The organism is Pseudomonas gozinkensis (assembly GCF_014863585.1).
Taxonomy (GTDB): domain Bacteria; phylum Pseudomonadota; class Gammaproteobacteria; order Pseudomonadales; family Pseudomonadaceae; genus Aquipseudomonas; species Aquipseudomonas gozinkensis.
Map to the genome: position 1 here is coordinate 4,183,501 of NZ_CP062253.1, position 19,671 is coordinate 4,203,171.

General features: G+C 61.0%; 13 protein-coding genes. 7 read left to right on the top strand and 6 right to left on the bottom strand.

Going from position 1 to position 19,671, the window contains the following annotated elements; translation table 11 throughout:
- Positions 1 to 229: 229 nt before the first annotated feature.
- From IHQ43_RS18535 to IHQ43_RS18550, 4 genes are all read right to left on the bottom strand, one after another.
- The gene (locus IHQ43_RS18535; RefSeq protein WP_192561628.1) at positions 230 to 1,552 is read right to left on the bottom strand and encodes a DUF308 domain-containing protein; all 1,323 of its coding nucleotides are present in this window, start codon (positions 1,550 to 1,552) and stop codon (positions 230 to 232) included.
- Positions 1,553 to 1,670: 118 nt separating this feature from the next.
- On the bottom strand, positions 1,671 to 5,345 hold the full coding sequence (locus tag IHQ43_RS18540) for a translocation/assembly module TamB domain-containing protein (protein WP_192561629.1): 3,675 nt from the start codon (positions 5,343 to 5,345) through the stop codon (positions 1,671 to 1,673).
- Entirely contained in the window at positions 5,342 to 7,069 is a 1,728-nt protein-coding gene (locus tag IHQ43_RS18545; RefSeq protein ID WP_192561630.1) for an autotransporter assembly complex protein TamA, read from the bottom strand. The genes IHQ43_RS18540 and IHQ43_RS18545 overlap by 4 nt, the downstream gene beginning before the upstream one ends.
- Before the next feature lie 66 nt (positions 7,070 to 7,135).
- Positions 7,136 to 7,786, bottom strand: a complete 651-nt coding sequence (locus IHQ43_RS18550) for a GNAT family N-acetyltransferase (protein WP_007951503.1) — start codon at positions 7,784 to 7,786, stop codon at positions 7,136 to 7,138.
- A 328-nt stretch (positions 7,787 to 8,114) separates the two neighbouring features.
- Between IHQ43_RS18550 and xthA the strand changes: the two genes are divergently transcribed.
- Together xthA and IHQ43_RS18560 are read left to right on the top strand one after the other, a co-directional pair.
- Positions 8,115 to 8,927, top strand: coding sequence for an exodeoxyribonuclease III (xthA, locus tag IHQ43_RS18555; RefSeq protein ID WP_192561631.1), 813 nt, complete (start codon positions 8,115 to 8,117; stop codon positions 8,925 to 8,927).
- A gap of 107 nt (positions 8,928 to 9,034) precedes the next feature.
- Positions 9,035 to 10,369, top strand: a complete 1,335-nt coding sequence (locus tag IHQ43_RS18560) for a substrate-binding domain-containing protein (protein ID WP_192561632.1) — start codon at positions 9,035 to 9,037, stop codon at positions 10,367 to 10,369.
- A gap of 164 nt (positions 10,370 to 10,533) precedes the next feature.
- Here IHQ43_RS18560 and IHQ43_RS18565 read toward each other — a convergent pair whose 3' ends face one another.
- Positions 10,534 to 11,763 (bottom strand): acyl-CoA dehydrogenase, encoded by a 1,230-nt coding sequence (locus tag IHQ43_RS18565; RefSeq protein WP_192561633.1) that lies wholly within the window; start codon positions 11,761 to 11,763, stop codon positions 10,534 to 10,536.
- A 176-nt stretch (positions 11,764 to 11,939) separates the two neighbouring features.
- Between IHQ43_RS18565 and IHQ43_RS18570 the strand changes: the two genes are divergently transcribed.
- The 3 genes from IHQ43_RS18570 to IHQ43_RS18580 all read left to right on the top strand — a co-directional run bounded on the left by IHQ43_RS18570 (position 11,940) and on the right by IHQ43_RS18580 (position 14,386).
- Positions 11,940 to 12,884 (top strand): LysR family transcriptional regulator, encoded by a 945-nt coding sequence (locus tag IHQ43_RS18570; RefSeq protein ID WP_011334997.1) that lies wholly within the window; start codon positions 11,940 to 11,942, stop codon positions 12,882 to 12,884.
- Positions 12,885 to 12,939: 55 nt separating this feature from the next.
- Complete coding sequence (locus tag IHQ43_RS18575) at positions 12,940 to 13,341, top strand: MerR family transcriptional regulator (protein WP_085690041.1); 402 nt, start codon at positions 12,940 to 12,942, stop codon at positions 13,339 to 13,341.
- A 145-nt stretch (positions 13,342 to 13,486) separates the two neighbouring features.
- Entirely contained in the window at positions 13,487 to 14,386 is a 900-nt protein-coding gene (locus tag IHQ43_RS18580; protein WP_192561634.1) for a hydroxymethylglutaryl-CoA lyase, read from the top strand.
- A 594-nt stretch (positions 14,387 to 14,980) separates the two neighbouring features.
- Here the strand turns inward: IHQ43_RS18580 and IHQ43_RS18585 are convergent.
- Positions 14,981 to 16,678 carry an AMP-binding protein gene (locus tag IHQ43_RS18585; protein ID WP_192561635.1) on the bottom strand — a complete coding sequence of 566 codons (1,698 nt, stop codon included), beginning with the start codon at positions 16,676 to 16,678 and terminating at the stop codon, positions 14,981 to 14,983.
- A gap of 201 nt (positions 16,679 to 16,879) precedes the next feature.
- Here IHQ43_RS18585 and IHQ43_RS18590 point away from each other — a divergent pair, with 201 nt between their 5' ends.
- Together IHQ43_RS18590 and IHQ43_RS18595 are read left to right on the top strand one after the other, a co-directional pair.
- Positions 16,880 to 18,043 (top strand): isovaleryl-CoA dehydrogenase, encoded by a 1,164-nt coding sequence (locus IHQ43_RS18590; protein WP_085712435.1) that lies wholly within the window; start codon positions 16,880 to 16,882, stop codon positions 18,041 to 18,043.
- A gap of 12 nt (positions 18,044 to 18,055) precedes the next feature.
- Positions 18,056 to 19,663, top strand: coding sequence for a carboxyl transferase domain-containing protein (locus tag IHQ43_RS18595; protein ID WP_192561636.1), 1,608 nt, complete (start codon positions 18,056 to 18,058; stop codon positions 19,661 to 19,663).
- The last annotated feature ends 8 nt before the right edge of the window (positions 19,664 to 19,671 follow it).

Here is a 19,671-nt window from a genome sequence, read left to right on the forward strand (position 1 = left end):
CGAGATGTTACTGCCTAGGCAGCGAATGTCAACGTAATAGTTAGGTTGCTTTGTAATTAGTTGACCAGTGGACTGGGTTTTGTGGTGCCCATACAGACGCAATCGCTGGCAAGTCGAGTCGTCGCACCGCAGCTCCCACAGGTTCTCCGGCATACATCAATTTTGTGTACGACAAGTACCGGGTGGGAGCTGGCTTGCCAGCGATGGCAGCGACTCGGTATAGAGCCAGTCAGGATTTGTCGGAGGGATGATTCATCGGTGGCGGCTGAAGGGGATGGACTTCCCGCCCGCGCAACGCAGTCGCCACATACCCGCAGGCACGCCTGGCTCCCGCGTAAATGCCGTGCCAGCCCGGCGGCGCTGGCTCGATGGCAGCATGCAACGCCCGCGCATAATCGAGCACCAGGCCGGGTGTCCAGGCCATGGCCTCGGCGCGCTTGCGCACCTGGGCCGCGACCCAGAATTCGGGGCTGATGATGATCCGGGCAAAATCCAGCATGCTCGAATGCCCCCGGTTCATCGCGCCCTCGAGTGCTGCCTCAAGGCTGTGCGCGACAGCACTCGAACAATTGCGGCTGGTAAGGTTGTAGGTGGTGTTCTGTCGATAATCCGCCCAGAACGCCTGAAGCCGCGCGGCATCGTAGTGCGCGAAGCTGACCTGCACCGAGGACGGGCACCAGTCGGCCACTTCGCTCGCATAGTCCGGCAGAAACCGCCCCGCCACGTCGTTGTTCGGCGTGGCCCGCAGCAACCGCACGAAATCCCCCGCCGAGCGATCGATGTCGTCCAGCGGATAATGGCTGATGTAGATGTCCGGCCCACACTCCATTGCCGCGTGGCCGGCAGAGATGACGCCGTTGATATCGACCGCCGCGATGTAACGATTGAGCAACCGATTGCGCACCAGGGTGTCTTCAACGGTGCCGCTCGGTGTCCAGACATGGATCACCATTGCGCTGTTGCATGCAGGGGCATGGACCGGGGCAGGCGTCACCGGCGCCGGTCTGTTCTTGAACCGCAATGCCTGCTGCAACAAGGCACAGCCCGAAAGAAAGATGCTCATGCCAATGCAGAATGGCACCGTCCCCTTGTAAAGACTCGGATACGGTTCGAGGATGAACACGCCAAAGCCGATCTCGAACAGCGCCACCAGCAGTGACATTCGCCAACCGACAAAGCGCACCACCACCGCAGCCGCCAGCCGAAAACCGCCATCGAGCAGAAAAGCCGCACCGAACAACACCGCGAGAATCACACCGGCAGCATGCTGTCGGTCGACGATCAGCAGCCCCAGCAGCAGAAACGCCAAACCGCGAGCCTTGCGCAAAGCCGCCGCCGTGCCGGTTTTCGGAGCCGGCACCAACAGAATGATCAGGGCTTCGAGCAACAACAGATAGCCGAACACATGCAGCGGAAAATACAGAACACCGTCCAGCGCATCGATGAAGATGGCCACACCGGCCGCGCCCCAGACAACGCCGGTCAATGCCAGTGCTGACCAGCGCCGCCGGACAAAGTCGTGACCGAGCAAGACCATACTCAAACGGACCATAGGCGCCCCCGGGGCGTTTCGGGCAGCCGCAAACGGCGCCCTTCAAGCTGCGGTCAGTCTAATACATCCAGAAAAAAGCCGGATCGTGGTCACACGATCCGGCCAGGGGGAAGGCGGGCTAGAAATCCCGCTTGTAGAAGATGTCCAGCGAACTGGCCACGCCGCTGGCGGCTTCGAGGTAAACCTTCTTGCTCAGCTTGTAACGCAAGGCGATGGTGTTGGCCGGCTCGAACACGCCGACGCCGTAACGCAGGCTGAGTTTTTCGGAGATATTGCCGCTGGCCACCACGCTGGTGGTGTTGCCACTGCCCTGGGTGTCGAGCTGGAAATCCTGAATCCCCAGATCCTTGGCCAGACCGCTGGTGACCCCGGAACTGCCCATCAGGCCCAGACCGAGCGCCGCTTGCGCGAGCATGTTGTTGTCCTCGCCGGTGGTGCTCAGCGGACGCCCCAGCACCAAATAGGACAGCGCCTGTTCCTGGCTCATGGCCGGCTCGGAGAAGATCTGCGTGGTCGGCTGCTCGGCGCTGCCGCTCAGGCGAATGCCGGCGATCACGTCATCAGTCTGGCGAATCGCTTCGATGTCCAGATACGGCTGATCCAGCGGACCGGCGAACAGCAGACGCGCGCGACGTACCGTCAGGCGCTGGCCGTAGGCGCGGTATTTGCCGTCGTTGAGCCACAGCTCGCCACGGGTGTCCAGGTTGTCGCCGATGTGCACGTGACCTTGCAGGTTGGCAGTCAGGCCGAACCCGGCGAAGCTCAACTTGTCCTGGCCGACCACCACGTCAATGTCCATTTTCATCGCCAGCGGCGGTTTGCCCTCTTCGGTCTGCGCGCCGACGATGATCGTGTCATCGGAAACTTTCACCGTCGATGGCGGCAGCTCCCGCACGGTGATTTCGCCTTTGGGCACCAGCACCTTGCCGGCAATCGCCAGCTCATCGCCGGCCATGGAAATCTTCAGGTCCGGCGCGACTTCCAGTTTGGCGTAGGGCTCGACCGTCACCGGCAGTTGCGTACCCTTGAGCGCCAGATCCACCACCAGCGCCTGCCCCCAGGTGATGTTGCCGTTCAGGCTGCCCTGCCCGCTCTTGCCGCTTTTCCAGCCGCCGTTCAGTTGCACGGCTTCACCGGCGATCACCGCTTGCAGTTGCAACGCTTGCAGTTCGATCGGCAACTCCGGCCCGGACACTTCGCCGTCGCTCAGTTGCACCGTGCCGTTGACCAACGGCGCGAGCAGCCCGCCGGAAATCGTGCCGCTGCCGTTCAGGCGCCCGGTGAGTTTTTCGACCATCGGCACAAACGGGCGTGCCACCGACAAGTCCAGTCCGCTGAGGCGGAATGTACCGCTGAGCGGTTTGTTCTTCGGCAGCGGGTTGAGCTGCGCCTGCACCATCAGCTCGCCAAGTTTGCCGCCGACGAAGTTGAGGTCGGTGTCGATGCGCTTGGGCGTGAGTTTGCTGGTGAGCTTGAGGGTCTGGTACGGGAAGTCGACCCACTGATCCTTTTCCTTCATGCGCAAGGTGCCGCCGCTGGCATCGACGCTGATCTGGCCGTTCGGGCCGCTGGCCGGCAGGTCCAGTTGCAGGTCGGCATTGAGCTTGCCCTGCCAGGCGAAATCTTTGGGCAGCCACTGCGCCAGGCTTTCGATCGGGAATTGCTTGAGGTGGTAGCGCAGCTTCGGTTCCGGCATCAGGCGCTGATCTTCACCGCACAGGCTGGCATTGCCGGACATCCAGCAATGGGCGCCGAAGTTGATCTTGCCGTCGGCCAGACGCTCGAGCTTGGCCGGGTTTTGCAATTTCCAGTCCTGGCCGCCGGCCTGAATGTCACCGCTGGCCAGACGCCCGCGCCAGTTGCCTTTGTCCAGATTGCCGTCCAGGCCCAGCGCCAGTTTCAGCTTCGGCCCGAGCAGGTCGAGGTTGAGTTTCTGGTTTTTGATATCGCCCTGAGCGCTGGCGGTCAGGGTGCCCAGCGACGTGTCGCCGGCCTGGATGCCGCTGCCCTTCAGATCGATTTTCGCCCGTTGCGCGCTGTCGAGGGTGGCATCTAGGTTGAGGCTTTGCAGGCGATTGTCCTGGAACGCCAGTTGTGAACCTTGCAGGCCGAGCTTGCCTTGCGGCGCCTTGAGCGTACCGGCGACATCGACCCGACCGTTGATCTGCCCGCGCAGTTGTGGCCAGAGCTGGGCCAGACGCGCCAGTTTGACGTCGATCTGCCCGGTGAGCTTCTGTTGCAGGCTGCCCTTGCCGTTGATGCTGTTGTCGCCGAGGCGGATTTGCAGGGCATTCAGATTCCACTGCTCGCCGGCGCCGTCGGCCTTGGCTTGCAGGATCGCCGGTTGGCCGCGCAGTTTGCCTTTCAGATCGAGGTCGGCATTCAGGCTCAGGCGTTCGTTTTTCATTTCGCCTTTGCTCTTCAACGGACCCGCCAGCGTGCCCGGCAACTCCGCAACCCAATACGCCGGGTTGAGCGCCGACAGTTCCAGCGCGGTGTCCCAGGCAATGCCATCGGCGAACTGCACGTTCACATGACCTTCGGCCTTGCCCTGCCCGGCTTCGAGTTTCAGTTGTGGCAGGAAAATCTGCTTGAGATTGCCGCTGAACGGACTGTTCAGGCTGAACGCCCCCGCCGGCCCATCTGCGGCGGCGGCGAAGTTACCGATGTACTGACCGTCGGTGTAGGAGACTTCGCCCGTGAAGGTACGCAACGTGACCTGCGGCTCGTCGATCTCCGGATAGAGCCGGTGCCACGGAAAATCCAGCCAGTTGATGTTGGCCTGAGCGCTGAGGCCTTTGCTCCAGTCGACGTTGCCGGTGAGCTTGAGGCTTTGCTTGTCGTTGGCTGTCAGGTCGAGGCCGGCGATCTGCGCACCCTTGGCGTCAACCTTGCCTTTGAGCAACAGTGCCACCGGGCCTTTATCGGCAGGCAACGTGGCGTTGCCGAGCAATTGGTAACCGTTTTTCAGGTCGCCTTCGCCGGTCAACACCAATTGGTTGAATTGCAGGGTGTCCGGCAGATCGGCGCTCGGTTTGAACGCCTCCGAGGTGATCCGCACTTTGGCCGGCAGGTTTTCCACCAGCGGTTGCAGCTCGCCGCTCAACTGGCCGCTGAGGTAGCCACGGCTGTCGGCGTGCAGGTTGAGGCTTTTCAGCAGGTCGCCGTCGACTTTCAGCGCCAGCGTCCAAGGTTCGGGAGCCGGCGACGGCAAGGTCAGATCACCCGTGATGTTCAGCGGCCAGTTGCCGGTCGGTTGTAGCAGGCCGGACAGATTCAGGCTCAACTCGTCGCGTTGCAGTTTCACGCTATCGATCTGCATGCCCTTGGCGGTCCAGTGCGCCGCCAGTTGCAGACCTTTCAACGCTTCACTGCCGTTGAACAACAGGCTGCCGACCTGCACGTCGCCCAGCTCGATGGCCACGGGCAATTGCAGATCAGGAAGTTTGATCGGGCCGCTTTCGGTGACTTCTTCGCTCGGCGGGAATTGCAGGCTGACGGTATCGGCCTTGAGCTGTTCGATGCACAACGTCATGCGCGTCAGGCACAGCGGCGACCATTCGAAGATCGGTTTGCTCAGTTCGACGCGACTGGTGTCCTGCTGCCACAGCAGATGATCGGCGCTCCACTGCCCGCCGAGCCGACCCTGGAAATTGTCGACGCTCAGGCCCGGCACCAGACCCAGCACCCAACGGCTGCCGGCCTGCGTTCCGAGCACAGCGGTAACGCTCAATACAATCAGCAGCACCAGCGACAACAGCGCCAGCGCCGAAATCTTCAAACCACGCTTCACAGCTCAGGCCCCATGGAAAAGTGCAGCCGGATGCCGCCATCGTCGTCCAGCGCATGGGCCAGGTCGAGGCGGATCGGCCCCACCGGCGAAACCCAGCGCACACCGATACCGACCCCGGTCTTGAGGTTCGGCAGTTCGAGTTTGTTGAAGGAGTTGCCCTGATCGACGAAGGTCGCCACGCGCCACTTCTCGGCAATCGAATATTGATATTCGACGCTGCCGGCCACCATGTAGCGCCCGCCGATTCGGTCGCCGTCGGAGTTCTCCGGCGACAGGCTCTGATAGTCGTAGCCGCGTACGCTCTGATCGCCACCGGCAAAGAAGCGCAGCGACGGCGGCACCGATTTGTAGCCGTTGGTGGCGCTGCCGCCGACCTGTACCCGGCCGAGCAAACGGTGCTTGTCGAATACGGTGGTCAGGCCTTTGACCAGCGCCGTGCCGTAAACCAGATTGTTGTCGGAACCGAGGCCTTCTTTCGCAACCTTGCTTTCGAAGGTCAGGCGATAGCCATTGTGCGGGTCAATGCGGTTGTCGCTCTTGAGGTAGGAATAGCTGACGCCGGGCATCAGTAAAGTGCTCAGACCGGAGTCGTCGCCGAGCTGGTATTCCTCGCGCTGCCATTTCAGCGAGATCACCCGCTGCCAGCCGCTCGGCAGTTTGCTGTGCCATTCAGGGCCGAAGGTCAGCAGCTTGCTCAAGGTGTCGGAACCGTCGATGTCCTCGTATTGATAACCGCCGGCCCAGCGCAGTTTGTCGGTCAGCGGCGGGTCCAGCGGGATGTCGTAGAACAGGCCGACGTTTTGTCGTGGCGCCGACAGTTCGGCCTCCCAGCCATAACTGTCGCCCTGCGGATTGACCCAGTGGCGGGTCCAGTTGGCCTTGATTCGCGGGCCGACGTCGGTGGAATAACCGAGACCCAGGCCCATGGTGCGCGGCTTGCGGGTGTCGAGTTTGACGTCCACCGGGATCACGTCGTTTTTCGCGGCGGTCGGCGCGGCGTCGACACGCACACCTTCGAAGTAGCCGCTCGATTGCAGGTCGCGGTTGAGTTCGGCGATCAGCTCGGAGTCGTAGGGTTCGCCGGCCTTGAACGGCACCATGCGTTGCAGCAGGTCTTCGTCGAACGGTGTGTCGCCTTCAAAGCTGACTTTGCCCAGCGCATAACGCGGGCCGCTTTCGTAGATCAGTTCGACGTCGGCGACCCCGGCGCGGGGATCGACCATCAATTTCTGACTGGTGAAATGGCCGCTGAAGAACCCATAGCGCGAAGCCTGGTTCTGGATCAGGCGCTTGGCGTCTTCGTAACGCCCATGGTTGAGCACCGCGCCAGGCTTGAGCACGTCACTTTTCGGGACTCGAAAGGATTTGAGGGAGGCCGCCGGGCCGTCGATGCGCACGGTCACGTTGCGCAGGCGGATCGGCTCGCCAGGATCGATGTTCAGCACCAGACGCGGTTTTTCACCGCCCTTGACGTCACTTTCGATCTGCGGCTGGTAATAACCCAAGGCCTGGGCGGCCTTGCGCGCCTGCTCTTCGGCGCCGCGACTGAAGCGCTGCAAGGCTTCTTCGTCACGATCGCCGAGGCTGCCGATATAGCCTTCTATATTGGCTTTCAGTTCATCGTTGGACGGTTTGATCCGCACATCCAATTCACTTTGCGCCAGCGCCGCGCAGCTGGTTAACAGCATGAGCACGCCACTGGTAAATCTTCCTGGAAACTTCATAGGCGCGGATGCTATCACGGGCTTGGGAGCGTGATAGAACAGGAAATTTCCGAAAAAGTTCGATGGTCATCCCGTTGCAGTTTGTAACACCTGCGGGTTGGCGTGGAAAAACACGTGCTCGCGCACCGGGCCGACGGCGACTTCGCCGATTTCCTCGTAACCCTGACGCTTGTAGAACTCCAGATAACGCGGGTTGCCGGTGTCGAGGATCACGCCTTGGGAGCTTTCGTCCACCGCGCACCAGTTGTGCACCGCTTGCAGCAGCTGTTCGCCGAAATGCTTGCCCTGAAATTGTGGATGCACGCCGAGCAGCGGCAGCATGTGCACCGAGTCGGTCGGCACGCAGGCCTCGACGGCGGCGTGGTACTCCAGATAACGCCGGGTGCAGCGGAAACCGGTGCTCAGCACCATGCGCAAACGCCAGGCCCAACTTTCGGTAACACCCAGACGCCGTTGCGGCGGCGCGATCAGGGCGATGCCGATCAAGCGGTCGTTGACCAACAGGCCGATGGCCGGCAAATCCTGCAAAAAATGCTGTTTGACCAGCTCCCGCACCGTGGCGCGTACCCGCTGCTCGTAACCCGGACGCTCGGCTTCGAACAGGTAAGCGAAGGTCGGCTCGTGGCGATAAGCCTGATAAAGAAGGGATCGCGCTTCCCGGGAATAACCGCGGTCGAGCATATGAATGTCGGCGATGGCGGTTTGGGTTTCAGGCATGACGGTGATTCTCCCCGGGGCGCGCTCGGATGGCGGCGCTCTTGTTGGTACGAACCTTTTGGTGATGGCACAGTTCCCCACAGGTATAGACTAACCAGAGATTTTCATCGACTGGTCGGGCCTCATCGCTGGCAAGCCAGGCTCCCACAGGTATTTTTTGCGTACACGGATTTTGTGGACGAACGAGATACTGTGGGAGCCTGGCTTGCCAGCGATGGGGCCATTAGGGGCCGCGCACATCTGACAGACCTGAATGAATCTGCTTACCCCACGCTGGCCCAGATCCTACATGTCAGCTAGCATCGCCCTTTTGCCAGGACTGCCGACCATGAAGATCGTTTCCTTCAACATCAACGGACTGCGGGCCCGCCCGCATCAGCTGGCGGCGCTGATCGAAAAGCATCAGCCGGACGTCATCGGCCTGCAGGAAACCAAGGTCCACGACGACCAGTTCCCGCTGGAAGAAGTACGTGCCCTGGGTTATCACGTGTATTTCCACGGCCAGAAAGGCCATTACGGCGTCGCCCTGCTTTCGCGCCAGGAACCGATTGCCGTGCACAAAGGCTTCGCCACCGATGAAGAAGACGCTCAGCGGCGCTTCATCTGGGGCACCTTCGCTGATGCCAACGGTACTCCGGTGACGATCATGAACGGCTACTTCCCACAGGGTGAAAGCCGCGACCATCCGACCAAATTCCCGGCCAAGCAACGCTTCTACAGTGATTTGCAAGCCCTGCTGGAAAGCCAGTTCAACAATGAACAGCCGCTGGTGGTGATGGGCGATGTGAACATTTCCCCGGAAGACTGCGACATCGGCATCGGCCCGGACAACATGAAGCGCTGGCTGAAAACCGGCAAATGCAGCTTCCTGCCGGAGGAGCGCGAGTGGATGGCCCGCCTGAAAAACTGGGGCCTGACCGACAGCTACCGTCACCTGAACCCGGACGTGACCGACATGTTCAGCTGGTTCGACTACCGCAGTCGCGGGTTTGAAGACGAGCCGAAGCGTGGTTTGCGCATTGATGTGATTCTGGCATCCCACGGTTTGCTGCCACGGGTGAAAGCCGCCGGTGTCGACTATGAACTGCGCGGGATGGAAAAGCCTTCGGACCATGCGCCGATCTGGCTGGAATTGAGCTGAGATCCTGTGGGAGCGAGCTTGCTCCCACATTGACTCAGCTGTCATGTATTGGTCATGCGCCTGACTTAATCTCCCCGGCAATCCCCTTGGCTGCAATCGGTGCCGGCATGACCCTGCGTGTTCTGTTCGTCTTTCTCCTGAGCGCCTGGCTGCAGGTTGCGACCGCGGCATTGCCCATTCCCGAGAACGGCCCGGTATTGCGCATCCAGGGTTCCAACACCATTGGCGCGGCGCTCGGCCCGGCGCTGGTGGAAGGTCTGTTGCAAGACCAAGGACTGTTGAAAGTCCACAGCGAAACCCCGGACACCGCCAACGAACAACGGGTCGTCGGCCTGACGGCTCAAGGCCAGAGAGTCGTGGTGGAAATCGCCGCCCACGGTTCCAGCACCGGTTTCACGGCACTGAAAAGCAACAGCGCCGATCTGGCCGCGTCTTCGCGCCCGATCAAGGACAGCGAACTCGCCAGCCTGCAATCCCTCGGTGACCTGAAAAGCCCCGGTGCCGAGCAAGTCATCGCCATCGATGGCCTGGCGATCATCCTTCATCCCGACAATCCGCTGAATCAATTGAACACCGAACAACTGGCGCGGATCTTCAGCGGGGAGGCGAAGACGTGGGAAGACGTCGGCGGCAAGGGTGGGACGATCCATTTATATGCGCGGGATGATCAGTCCGGCACCTACGACACCTTCAAGGAACTTGTCCTTAGCCGTCGTGGGAAAACCCTGAACAGTTCGGCGAAACGCTTCGAATCCAGCGAGCAATTGTCCGACGCCGTGAGCGCCGATCCACAAGGCATTGGCTTTATCGGCCTGCCCTATGTGCGTCAGGCCAAAGCCGTGGCGATTGTCGACGGGCAGTCCTTGGCGATGTTGCCGCTGGCCAGTTTGATCGCCACCGAAGACTATCCACTCTCTCGGCGCTTGTTTTTCTATTTACCGCCCGACAATCAGAATCCGTGGGCGCAAGCTCTGGTGGACTTTGCGCAGAGCCGTCAGGGCCAGGCGATTGTCGCGGCCAACGGTTTTATCGCCCAGACCGTGCAGGCCATCGCCGTCACGCCGAATGCGCTGATGCCCGAGGGTTATCAATCCCTCAGCCGCCATGCCCAGCGCCTGACCGTGAACTTCCGTTTCGAAGAAGGCAGCGCCAGCCTCGACAACAAGGCCCGCCAGGATCTGGCCCGGGTGTTCGACTATATAAAGCACCATGACAAGACCGATCGCGCAGTAACACTGGTGGGATTTGGCGACGCCAAGGACGATCCGGCACGGGCGGATTTGCTGTCGAAGCTGCGGGCGATGGCGGTACGCCGGGAATTGGTGAAAAACGGCGTGGTATTGCGCGAGGTGCGCGGGTTTGGCGCGCTGATGCCGGTGGCGACCAACAGCGGGGATGAGGGCCGGATCAAGAATCGGCGGGTTGAGGTTTGGGTTTACTGAGGTCGAACCACTGATCGTTCCCACGCTCTGCGTGGTAACGCAGCCATGGACGCTCCGCGTCCACTGTGACGCGGAGCGTCACGGTATGCATTCCCACGCAGAGCGTGGGAACGATCACCGCGATCAGCGCCTTGCGTGGGAAGGATCAGGAGTGAAGTGCTGGATCAGCGCTCGCTGCGCAGCATTTCCTTCGGCACGTACTTGCCGACCTCGAACTTGCCGATCGCCGCGCGGTGCACTTCGTCCGGGCCATCGGCCAGGCGCAGGGTGCGTTGCATGGCATACATGTAGGCCAGCGGGAAGTCGTTCGACACCCCTGCCCCGCCATGAATCTGGATCGCCCGGTCGATCACCCGCAACGCGACGTTCGGTGCGACAACCTTGATCTGCGCGATTTCGCTCTTGGCGACCTTGTTACCCACGGTGTCCATCATGTACGCCGCTTTCAAGGTCAGCAGGCGTGCCATGTCGATCTCCATCCGCGAGTCGGCGATCTTGTCGACGTTACCGCCCAGACGCGCCAGCGGTTTGCCGAACGCGGTGCGACTCACCGAACGTTTGCACATCAATTCCAGTGCGCGCTCGGCCATACCGATCGAACGCATGCAGTGGTGAATCCGGCCCGGGCCAAGGCGACCTTGAGCAATTTCGAAGCCGCGTCCTTCACCGAGCAGAACGTTTTCGTACGGCACTCGCACGTTGTCGAACAGCACTTCGGCGTGGCCGTGGGGTGCATCGTCGTAACCGAACACCGGCAGCGGACGGACGATCTTCACACCGGGGGTGTCGACCGGCACCAGAATCATCGAGTGCTGGGCGTGACGCGGAGCGTCAGGGTTGCTCAGGCCCATGAAGATCAGGATCTTGCAGCGCGGATCGCAGGCGCCGGAGGTCCACCACTTCTTGCCGTTGATCACCCACTCGTCGCCATCGCGCACGGCACGGGCGGCCATGTTGGTGGCGTCGGAGGACGCAACGTCCGGCTCGGTCATGGCGAACGCCGAACGGATCTCGCCGCGCAGCAACGGTTCGAGCCAGCGCTGCTTCTGTTCTTCGTTGGCATAACGCACCAGCACTTCCATGTTGCCGGTGTCCGGCGCCGAGCAGTTGAACGGCTCGGGGCCCAGCAGCGAACGGCCCATGATTTCCGCCAATGGCGCGTATTCGAGGTTGGTCAGGCCGGCGCCGAGCTCCGACTCAGGCAGAAACAAATTCCACAGACCTTCAGCCTTTGCCTTGGCCTTGAGTTCTTCCATGATCGCCGTCGGCTGCCAGCGATCGCCTTCGGCGACCTGACGCTCGAACACGGCTTCGGCCGGGTAAACGTAAGTGTCCATGAACGCGGTCACGCGCTCACGCAGTTCTTGCACCTTGGGCGAATAAGCGAAATCCATGAGCAATTACCTTTTTTCGGCAGGTTGTTTAAGTCATGCAATCGATGCTAGAACAGCGTTGATAATTTACCTAGCCTATTCTCGGCGTGTATAAACATTCATCACCGATATATGATTGGTTGATTTTCCTGGCCGCCCTGACCCGCGCCATCCACCTATAAAAAGAGAGCCGCGTAATGAATCTGAGCAAGGTCGACCTCAACCTTTTCATCGTCTTCGACGCGATCTACACCGAAGCCAACCTGACCCGCGCCGGGCAGATTGTCGGCATTACCCAGCCTGCGGTGTCCAACGCCCTGGCGCGGTTGCGCGAGACCTTCAACGACCCGCTCTTCGTACGCACGGCCCAGGGCATGGTGCCGACGCCCATGGCGCAGAACATCATCGGCCCGGTGCGCAACGCACTGTCGCTGTTGCGGGTGTCGGTTCAGGAAAGCCGCATTTTCAACCCCTCGCAAGCGGTCAAGACTTACCGCATCAGCATGACCGACCTGACCGAAGCAGTGATTCTGCCGCCGCTGTTCCAGCGCCTGCGTCGTCTGGCGCCGACGGTGATCATCGAAAGCTTCCTGTCCAAACGCCGGGAAACCACCAAAGAGCTGGCCGCCGGACGTCTCGACTTTGCCGTGGATGCGCCGCTCAACACCGACCCGCAGGTGCGCCACGTCAAGTTGATGGAAGACCGTTACGTCTGCGCGATGCGCAAGGGCCATCCGTTGGCGACCAAGGAAAAATTCACCCTCGACGATTACCTGTCGCTGACCCACATTCATATTTCCAGCCGTCGCAGTGGCCTGGGCCATGTCGATCTGGCGCTGGGCAAAATGGGCATCCAGCGCAAGATCGCCCTGCGCTCGCAGCACTATCTGATGGCGTCCCAGGTGTTGCAGCAGACCGACATGGTGATGACCGTGCCGGAGCGTTTCGCCCGTCGCCATGACCTGCATGCGTTCAATCTGCCGGTCAACGATGTGCCGCCGGTGGAAACCCATTTGTACTGGCACGAAAGCACCGACCAGGACCCGGCCAACCGCTGGATGCGCGAGCAGATGATCGAGTTGTGCCAACAAGTGACGGCGCATGAGAAGAAGCTCGACAAGCTGCAGGCGCCCGCTACTTGACGTAAACGTCAACCTGCCATTAGCTTAGCGCCAAGACCTTTTTTCGAGCGCTTTCATGAGCAGCCAGACCTACAGCATTTCCGACCTCGCCCGCGAGCTGGACATCACCACCCGGGCGATCCGCTTCTATGAAGAACAAGGCCTGCTCAGCCCCGAGCGCCGAGGCCAGGAACGCATCTATTCGCCACGCGACAAGGTCAGCCTGAAGCTGATCCTGCGGGGCAAGCGCATCGGTTTTTCCCTGGCCGAGTGCCGCGAGCTGATCGAGCTCTACGACCCTTCCAGCGGTAACACCAAACAACTCAACAGCATGCTGGCGAAAATCAGCGAACGTCGCGAACAGCTCGAACAGCAGCTGCTGGACATCGAACAGATGAAGCTGGAACTCGACACCGCCGAAGAACGCTGCGTGCAGGCGCTGGAGCAGACGCTCAAGAGTCAGCAATCAGTTCAGTGAGCCAACACAAATCCCCTGTGGGAGCGAGCTTGCTCGCGATTGAGGTTAGACAGTCAGCATCATTTTTGAATGTCAGACCGCTATCGCGAGCAAGCTCGCTCCCACAGGGTTCTCGATACAGTCAGATAATGAGCAGGTTCAGCCCATGTCCCTCCCCTCCCAAGTACGCCTGATCGAAGTCGGCCCCCGTGACGGCCTGCAGAACGAAGCCCAACCCATCAGCGTTGCCGACAAGGTGCAACTGGTCGACGCGCTGAGCGCCGCCGGCCTCGGCTATATAGAAGTCGGCAGTTTCGTCTCGCCCAAGTGGGTGCCACAGATGGCCGGCTCCGCCGACGTGTTCGCGCAGATCCAGCGCAAGCCCGGCGTGATCTATGGCGCACTGGCGCCGAACCTGCGCGGTTTTGAAGATGCGCTGGCCGCCGGGGTCAAGGAGGTCGCGGTGTTCGCCGCCGCGTCCGAAGCGTTTTCGCAACGCAACATCAATTGCTCGATCAGCGAAAGCCTGGCGCGGTTCTCGCCGATCATGGAATCGGCGAAACAGCACGGCGTTACCGTGCGCGGTTACGTGTCCTGCGTGCTGGGTTGCCCTTATGAAGGCGATGTCGCCCCGGAGCAAGTGGCCATGGTCGCCCGCGAGCTGTACGCGATGGGCTGCTACGAAGTGTCGCTGGGTGACACCATCGGCACCGGCACCGCGGGCGCCACCCGCCGGCTGTTCGAAGTGGTTTCTAAGCAGGTGCCGCGAGAGAAACTCGCCGGCCACTTCCACGACACCTACGGCCAGGCCATGGCCAACATCTACGCCAGCCTGCTGGAAGGCATCGCGGTGTTCGACAGCTCGATCGCCGGCCTCGGCGGCTGCCCGTACGCCAAAGGCGCCAGCGGTAACGTCGCCACCGAGGATGTGGTGTACCTGCTCAACGGCCTGGGCATCGAGACCGGTATCGACCTCGACGCCTTGATTGCCGCCGGCCAGCAGATCAGTGCCGTGCTGGGTCGCCCGACCGGTTCGCGCGTGGCCAAGGCTCGCAGCGCACAGTGAGGGGATGGTGTTACCGCCGAGCGCGAAACGTGGGCACAAGCGAGTAACACGGAAACAAATTGTCTGGTTTTGCCTGAAGGAAAAATCCTTCAAAAATCTCAAACCCTTGATTTACAAGGGTTTTGAAAAGTTGGCACGGCTTCTGCTATCTCTATGGCATAACAAGAATAAAAAGCAGCAAACCAATAAAAATAAGACGTACCGACTCTGACATAACAAAAACAACACGGCAGAGACGCAGCTAACAGATTTTTTTGGAGAAGGTGTGCTTTTCAGGGTATTCCTCGGAATGACCCGCAACCGGGCAGAGAACAATAAAACTACCTTCAGGTAGCTCCCGAATCGGTTGGATCGCTAGACGAGAAAGCAGATCAGCGCTCAAAAAAATACGTTTGCTCTTGACCCCGGATGGGGGTCGCCAAAAACAGCGGTAAAGGGCCACGGTTGCCAAAAACAACAACAGACCGCCCCTCAATAATAAAAAAGAGCACGCGACGACAAAATTAAAGGGGAGCTTCGGCTCCCCTTTGTGCTGTCTGGTCTTCTGAAATCCTGCAGGAGACTGTGGGAGCAAAGCCCCCACAGATCCGCTCCTCAGCCCTGGTTACTGCGCAACTCCTCGATACTGATCTCGCGCATCCGGAATTTCTGGATCTTGCCCGTTACCGTCATCGGAAATTCCTCGACGAACTTGAAGTAACGCGGCGTCTTGAAGTGGGCGATGCGTTCCTTGCACCACGCTTGCAGCTCTTGTTCGGTGGCGCTGTGGCCGGGATGGAATTTGATCCAGGCGACGATTTCCTCGCCGTATCGCGAGCAGGGAATGCCGATCACCTGCACGTCCGCCACCGCTGGATGGGTGAAGAAGAACTCTTCGAGTTCACGCGGGTAAATGTTTTCACCGCCACGGATGATCATGTCCTTGTTGCGGCCGGCGATGCACACGTAACCCTCGTCGTTCATGCTCGCCAGGTCGCCGGTGTGCATCCAGCCTGCCGCGTCGATGGCTTCGGCGGTGGCATTCGGGTTGTTCCAGTAGCCGAGCATCACGCTGTAACCACGGGTGCACAGTTCGCCAATGGTGCCGCGTGGCACCGGATTGCCGGCCTCGTCGATGATCTTGCTTTCGAGTTGTGGCTGGGTGCGGCCGACAGTGGTGACGCGCAGTTCCAGTTCGTCGGATGGGCCGGTTTGCAGCGATACGGGGCTGGTTTCGGTCATGCCGTAGGCGATCTGCACCTCGCTCATGTGCATCTCGTTGATGACCCGACGCATCACCTCGATCGGGCAGGTGGCGCCGGCCATGATCCCGGTGCGCAGGGTCGACAGGTCGAATTCGGCGCGTTGCGGCTGATCGAGCATGGCGATGAACATGGTTGGTACGCCGTACAGCGCGGTGGCCTTTTCTTCGGCGACAGTGTTCAGGGTCAGCAGCGGATCGAAGGCATCGTTGGGATAAATCATGGTGCTGCCGTGAGTGATGCAACCGAGGTTACCCATGACCATGCCGAAGCAGTGATACAGCGGCACCGGGATCACCAGGCGATCAGCGGCGGTCAGGCCGAGGCTTTCGCCGACCATGTAGCCGTTGTTGAGGATGTTGTAGTGACTGAGGGTCGCGCCCTTGGGGAAACCGGTGGTGCCGGAGGTGTACTGGATGTTGACGGGCTGGTCGAAGTGCAGGCTGTCACTGCGTTCACGCAATTGTTCTGGAGAGACACTGGCGGCCAGTTCTGCCAGTTGCGACCACGGGAGAAAACCCGAAGGCGGCTGCGGATCGAGGCTGATCAGACCACGCAGCTCCGGCAGGCGCTCGCTGCGCAGCTCGCCGATGGATTGCTCCGCCAGTTCCGGCAGCAAGCCTTGCAACATGCCGTGATAGTTCGAAGATTTGAAGGCGCCGGCGCAGACCAGCCATTGGCAACCGGATTGCTTGAGCACGTATTCGAGCTCGGAGCTGCGATAGGCCGGGTTGATGTTGACCAGGATCACGCCGATCTTCGCGGTGGCGAACTGAGTGATGCACCACTGCGCGCAGTTCGGTGCCCAGATGCCGAGCCGGTCGCCGGCCTGCAAACCCAACGCCAGCAACGCTCTGGCATGCACGTCCACCGCGTCGGCCAGTTGCCGCCACGTGTAACGCAGCTGCTGATGGCGCACCACCAGCGCCTCGCCGTCCGGGTACTGCGCGACGGTCTCGTCGAACCTTTGCCCGATGGTCATCGCCAGCAAGGCTTTGTCCTGGGAACCACGGGTATAGCTGCGCTGCGGGTTTGCACTGGGTTGATCCATGACGACCCCTATTGTCTTTATTAGTGGGTGTTGGACCGGAGCCATATGAGCTCCGACCGTTCAGAACTGGCTCTACTCTCGCTCAAGTTGACGTTAACGTAAAGGGTGATTGACAGCCATTCGTCACAGGCTTACGTTAACGTAAAGGTGAGAACTGAAACGCCCTTCTCCCTACCCTACAAAAAAGCCAAAAGGTGACCCATGAGCTACCCATCCCTGAACTTTGCCCTCGGTGAAACCATCGACATGCTGCGCGATCAGGTTCAGTCCTTCGTCGCCAAGGAGATCGCCCCGCGTGCCGCGCAGATCGACAGCGACAACCTGTTCCCGGCCGATCTTTGGCGCAAGTTCGGTGACATGGGCCTGCTCGGCATTACCGTACCGGAAGAGTACGGCGGCGCTGGCCTGGGTTACCTGGCGCACGTGGTGGCGATGGAAGAAATCAGTCGGGGCTCGGCGTCGGTGGCGTTGTCCTACGGCGCTCACTCCAATCTCTGCGTCAACCAGATCAACCGCAACGGCAATCACGAACAGAAATCCAAATACCTGCCGAAGCTGATCAGCGGCGAACACGTCGGCGCTCTGGCGATGAGCGAACCGAACGCCGGTTCCGACGTGGTCTCGATGAAACTGCGCGCCGACAAACGCGGCGACCGTTTCGTGCTCAACGGCAGCAAGACCTGGATCACCAACGGCCCCGACGCCAACACCTACGTGATCTACGCCAAGACCGACCTGGAAAAAGGCCCGCACGGCATAACCGCATTCATCGTCGAGCGCGACTGGAAAGGCTTCAGCCGCAGCAACAAGTTCGACAAGCTCGGCATGCGCGGCTCCAACACCTGCGAGCTGTTCTTCGATGACGTCGAAGTGCCGGAAGAGAACATCCTCGGCGTGCTCAACGGCGGCGTGAAAGTGCTGATGAGCGGCCTCGATTACGAGCGTGTCGTGCTGTCCGGCGGCCCGACCGGGATCATGCAGTCGTGCATGGACCTGATTGTGCCGTACATCCACGACCGCAAGCAGTTCGGCCAGAGCATCGGCGAGTTCCAGCTGATCCAGGGCAAGGTCGCCGACATGTACACCCAGCTCAACGCCAGCCGCGCTTACCTTTACGCCGTGGCCCAGGCCTGCGAGCGCAACGAAACCACCCGCAAGGACGCCGCCGGCGTGATCCTTTACACCGCCGAGCGCGCCACGCAAATGGCCCTGGACGCGATCCAGATTCTCGGCGGTAACGGTTACATCAACGAATTCCCGGCCGGCCGTCTGTTGCGTGACGCCAAGCTGTACGAAATCGGCGCTGGCACCAGTGAGATCCGTCGCATGCTGATCGGTCGCGAACTGTTCAACGAAACCCGCTAAACGGAGCTGTCCATGGCTATCCTGCATACCCAGCTCAACCCCCGTTCAGCGGAGTTCGCCGCCAACAGCGCGGCGATGCTCGAACAGGTCGACGCCCTGCACACCCTGCTCGCCCAAGTGGTTCAGGGTGGCGGCGCGAAGGCTCAGGAACGTCACACCTCGCGCGGCAAACTGCTGCCGCGTGAGCGGATCAACCGTTTGCTCGATCCGGGCTCTCCGTTTCTGGAAATCAGCCAGTTGGCCGCCCACGCCGTGTATGGCGAAGACGTGCCCGCCGCTGGCGTGATTGCCGGGATCGGCCGCGTGGAAGGCGTCGAGTGCATGATCGTCGCCAACGACGCGACCGTGAAAGGTGGCTCGTACTACCCGCTGACCGTGAAGAAACACCTGCGCGCACAGACCATCGCCCAGCAAAACCGCTTGCCGTGCATCTATCTGGTGGACTCGGGCGGCGCCAACCTGCCGCGTCAGGACGAGGTGTTCCCGGATCGCGAGCACTTCGGACGGATCTTCTTCAACCAGGCCAACATGAGCGCCATGGGCATTCCGCAGATTGCGGTGGTCATGGGCTCCTGCACCGCCGGCGGCGCCTATGTGCCGGCGATGGCCGACGAAGCGATCATGGTGCGCAATCAGGCGACGATTTTCCTCGCCGGACCGCCGCTGGTGAAAGCCGCGACCGGCGAAGTGGTCAGCGCCGAAGACCTCGGCGGGGCCGATGTGCACTGCAAGATTTCCGGGGTCGCCGACCATTACGCGGAAAGCGATGAGCACGCCCTCGCCCTCGCCCGCCGCAGCGTTGCCAACCTCAATTGGCGCAAGCTCGGCGAAGTGCAGCAGCGCACGCCGATTGCGCCGCTGTACGCCAGCGACGAGTTGTACGGTGTAGTTTCAGCGGACGCCAAGCAGCCGTTCGATGTGCGCGAAGTGATTGCGCGACTGGTCGACGGTTCGGTGTTCGATGAATTCAAAGCCTTGTTCGGCACCACGTTGGTGTGCGGCTTCGCCCACCTGCACGGCTACCCGATCGCGATCCTCGCCAACAACGGCATCCTGTTCGCCGAAGCCGCGCAAAAAGGCGCGCACTTCATTGAACTGGCCTGCCAGCGCGGCATTCCGCTGTTGTTCCTGCAGAACATCACCGGCTTCATGGTCGGTCAGAAATACGAGGCCGGCGGCATCGCCAAACACGGCGCGAAACTGGTGACCGCCGTTGCCTGCGCCAAAGTGCCGAAATTCACCGTGATCATCGGTGGCAGCTTCGGCGCCGGTAACTACGGCATGTGCGGGCGGGCCTACGATCCGCGGTTCCTGTGGATGTGGCCGAACGCGCGGATTGGCGTGATGGGCGCCGAACAGGCGGCCGGCGTGCTGGTTCAGGTCAAGCGCGAGCAGGCCGAACGCAGCGGCCAGGCGTTCAGCGCCGAGCAGGAAAGCGAGATCAAGCAACCGATTCTCGACCAGTACGAAGAGCAGGGTCACCCCTACTATTCCAGCGCACGGCTGTGGGACGACGGCGTCATCGACCCGGCGCAGACCCGCGATGTACTGGCCCTGGCCTTGTCCGCGTCGTTGAACGCGCCTATCGAACCGAGCCGCTTCGGCGTGTTCCGGATGTGATCGGGAGA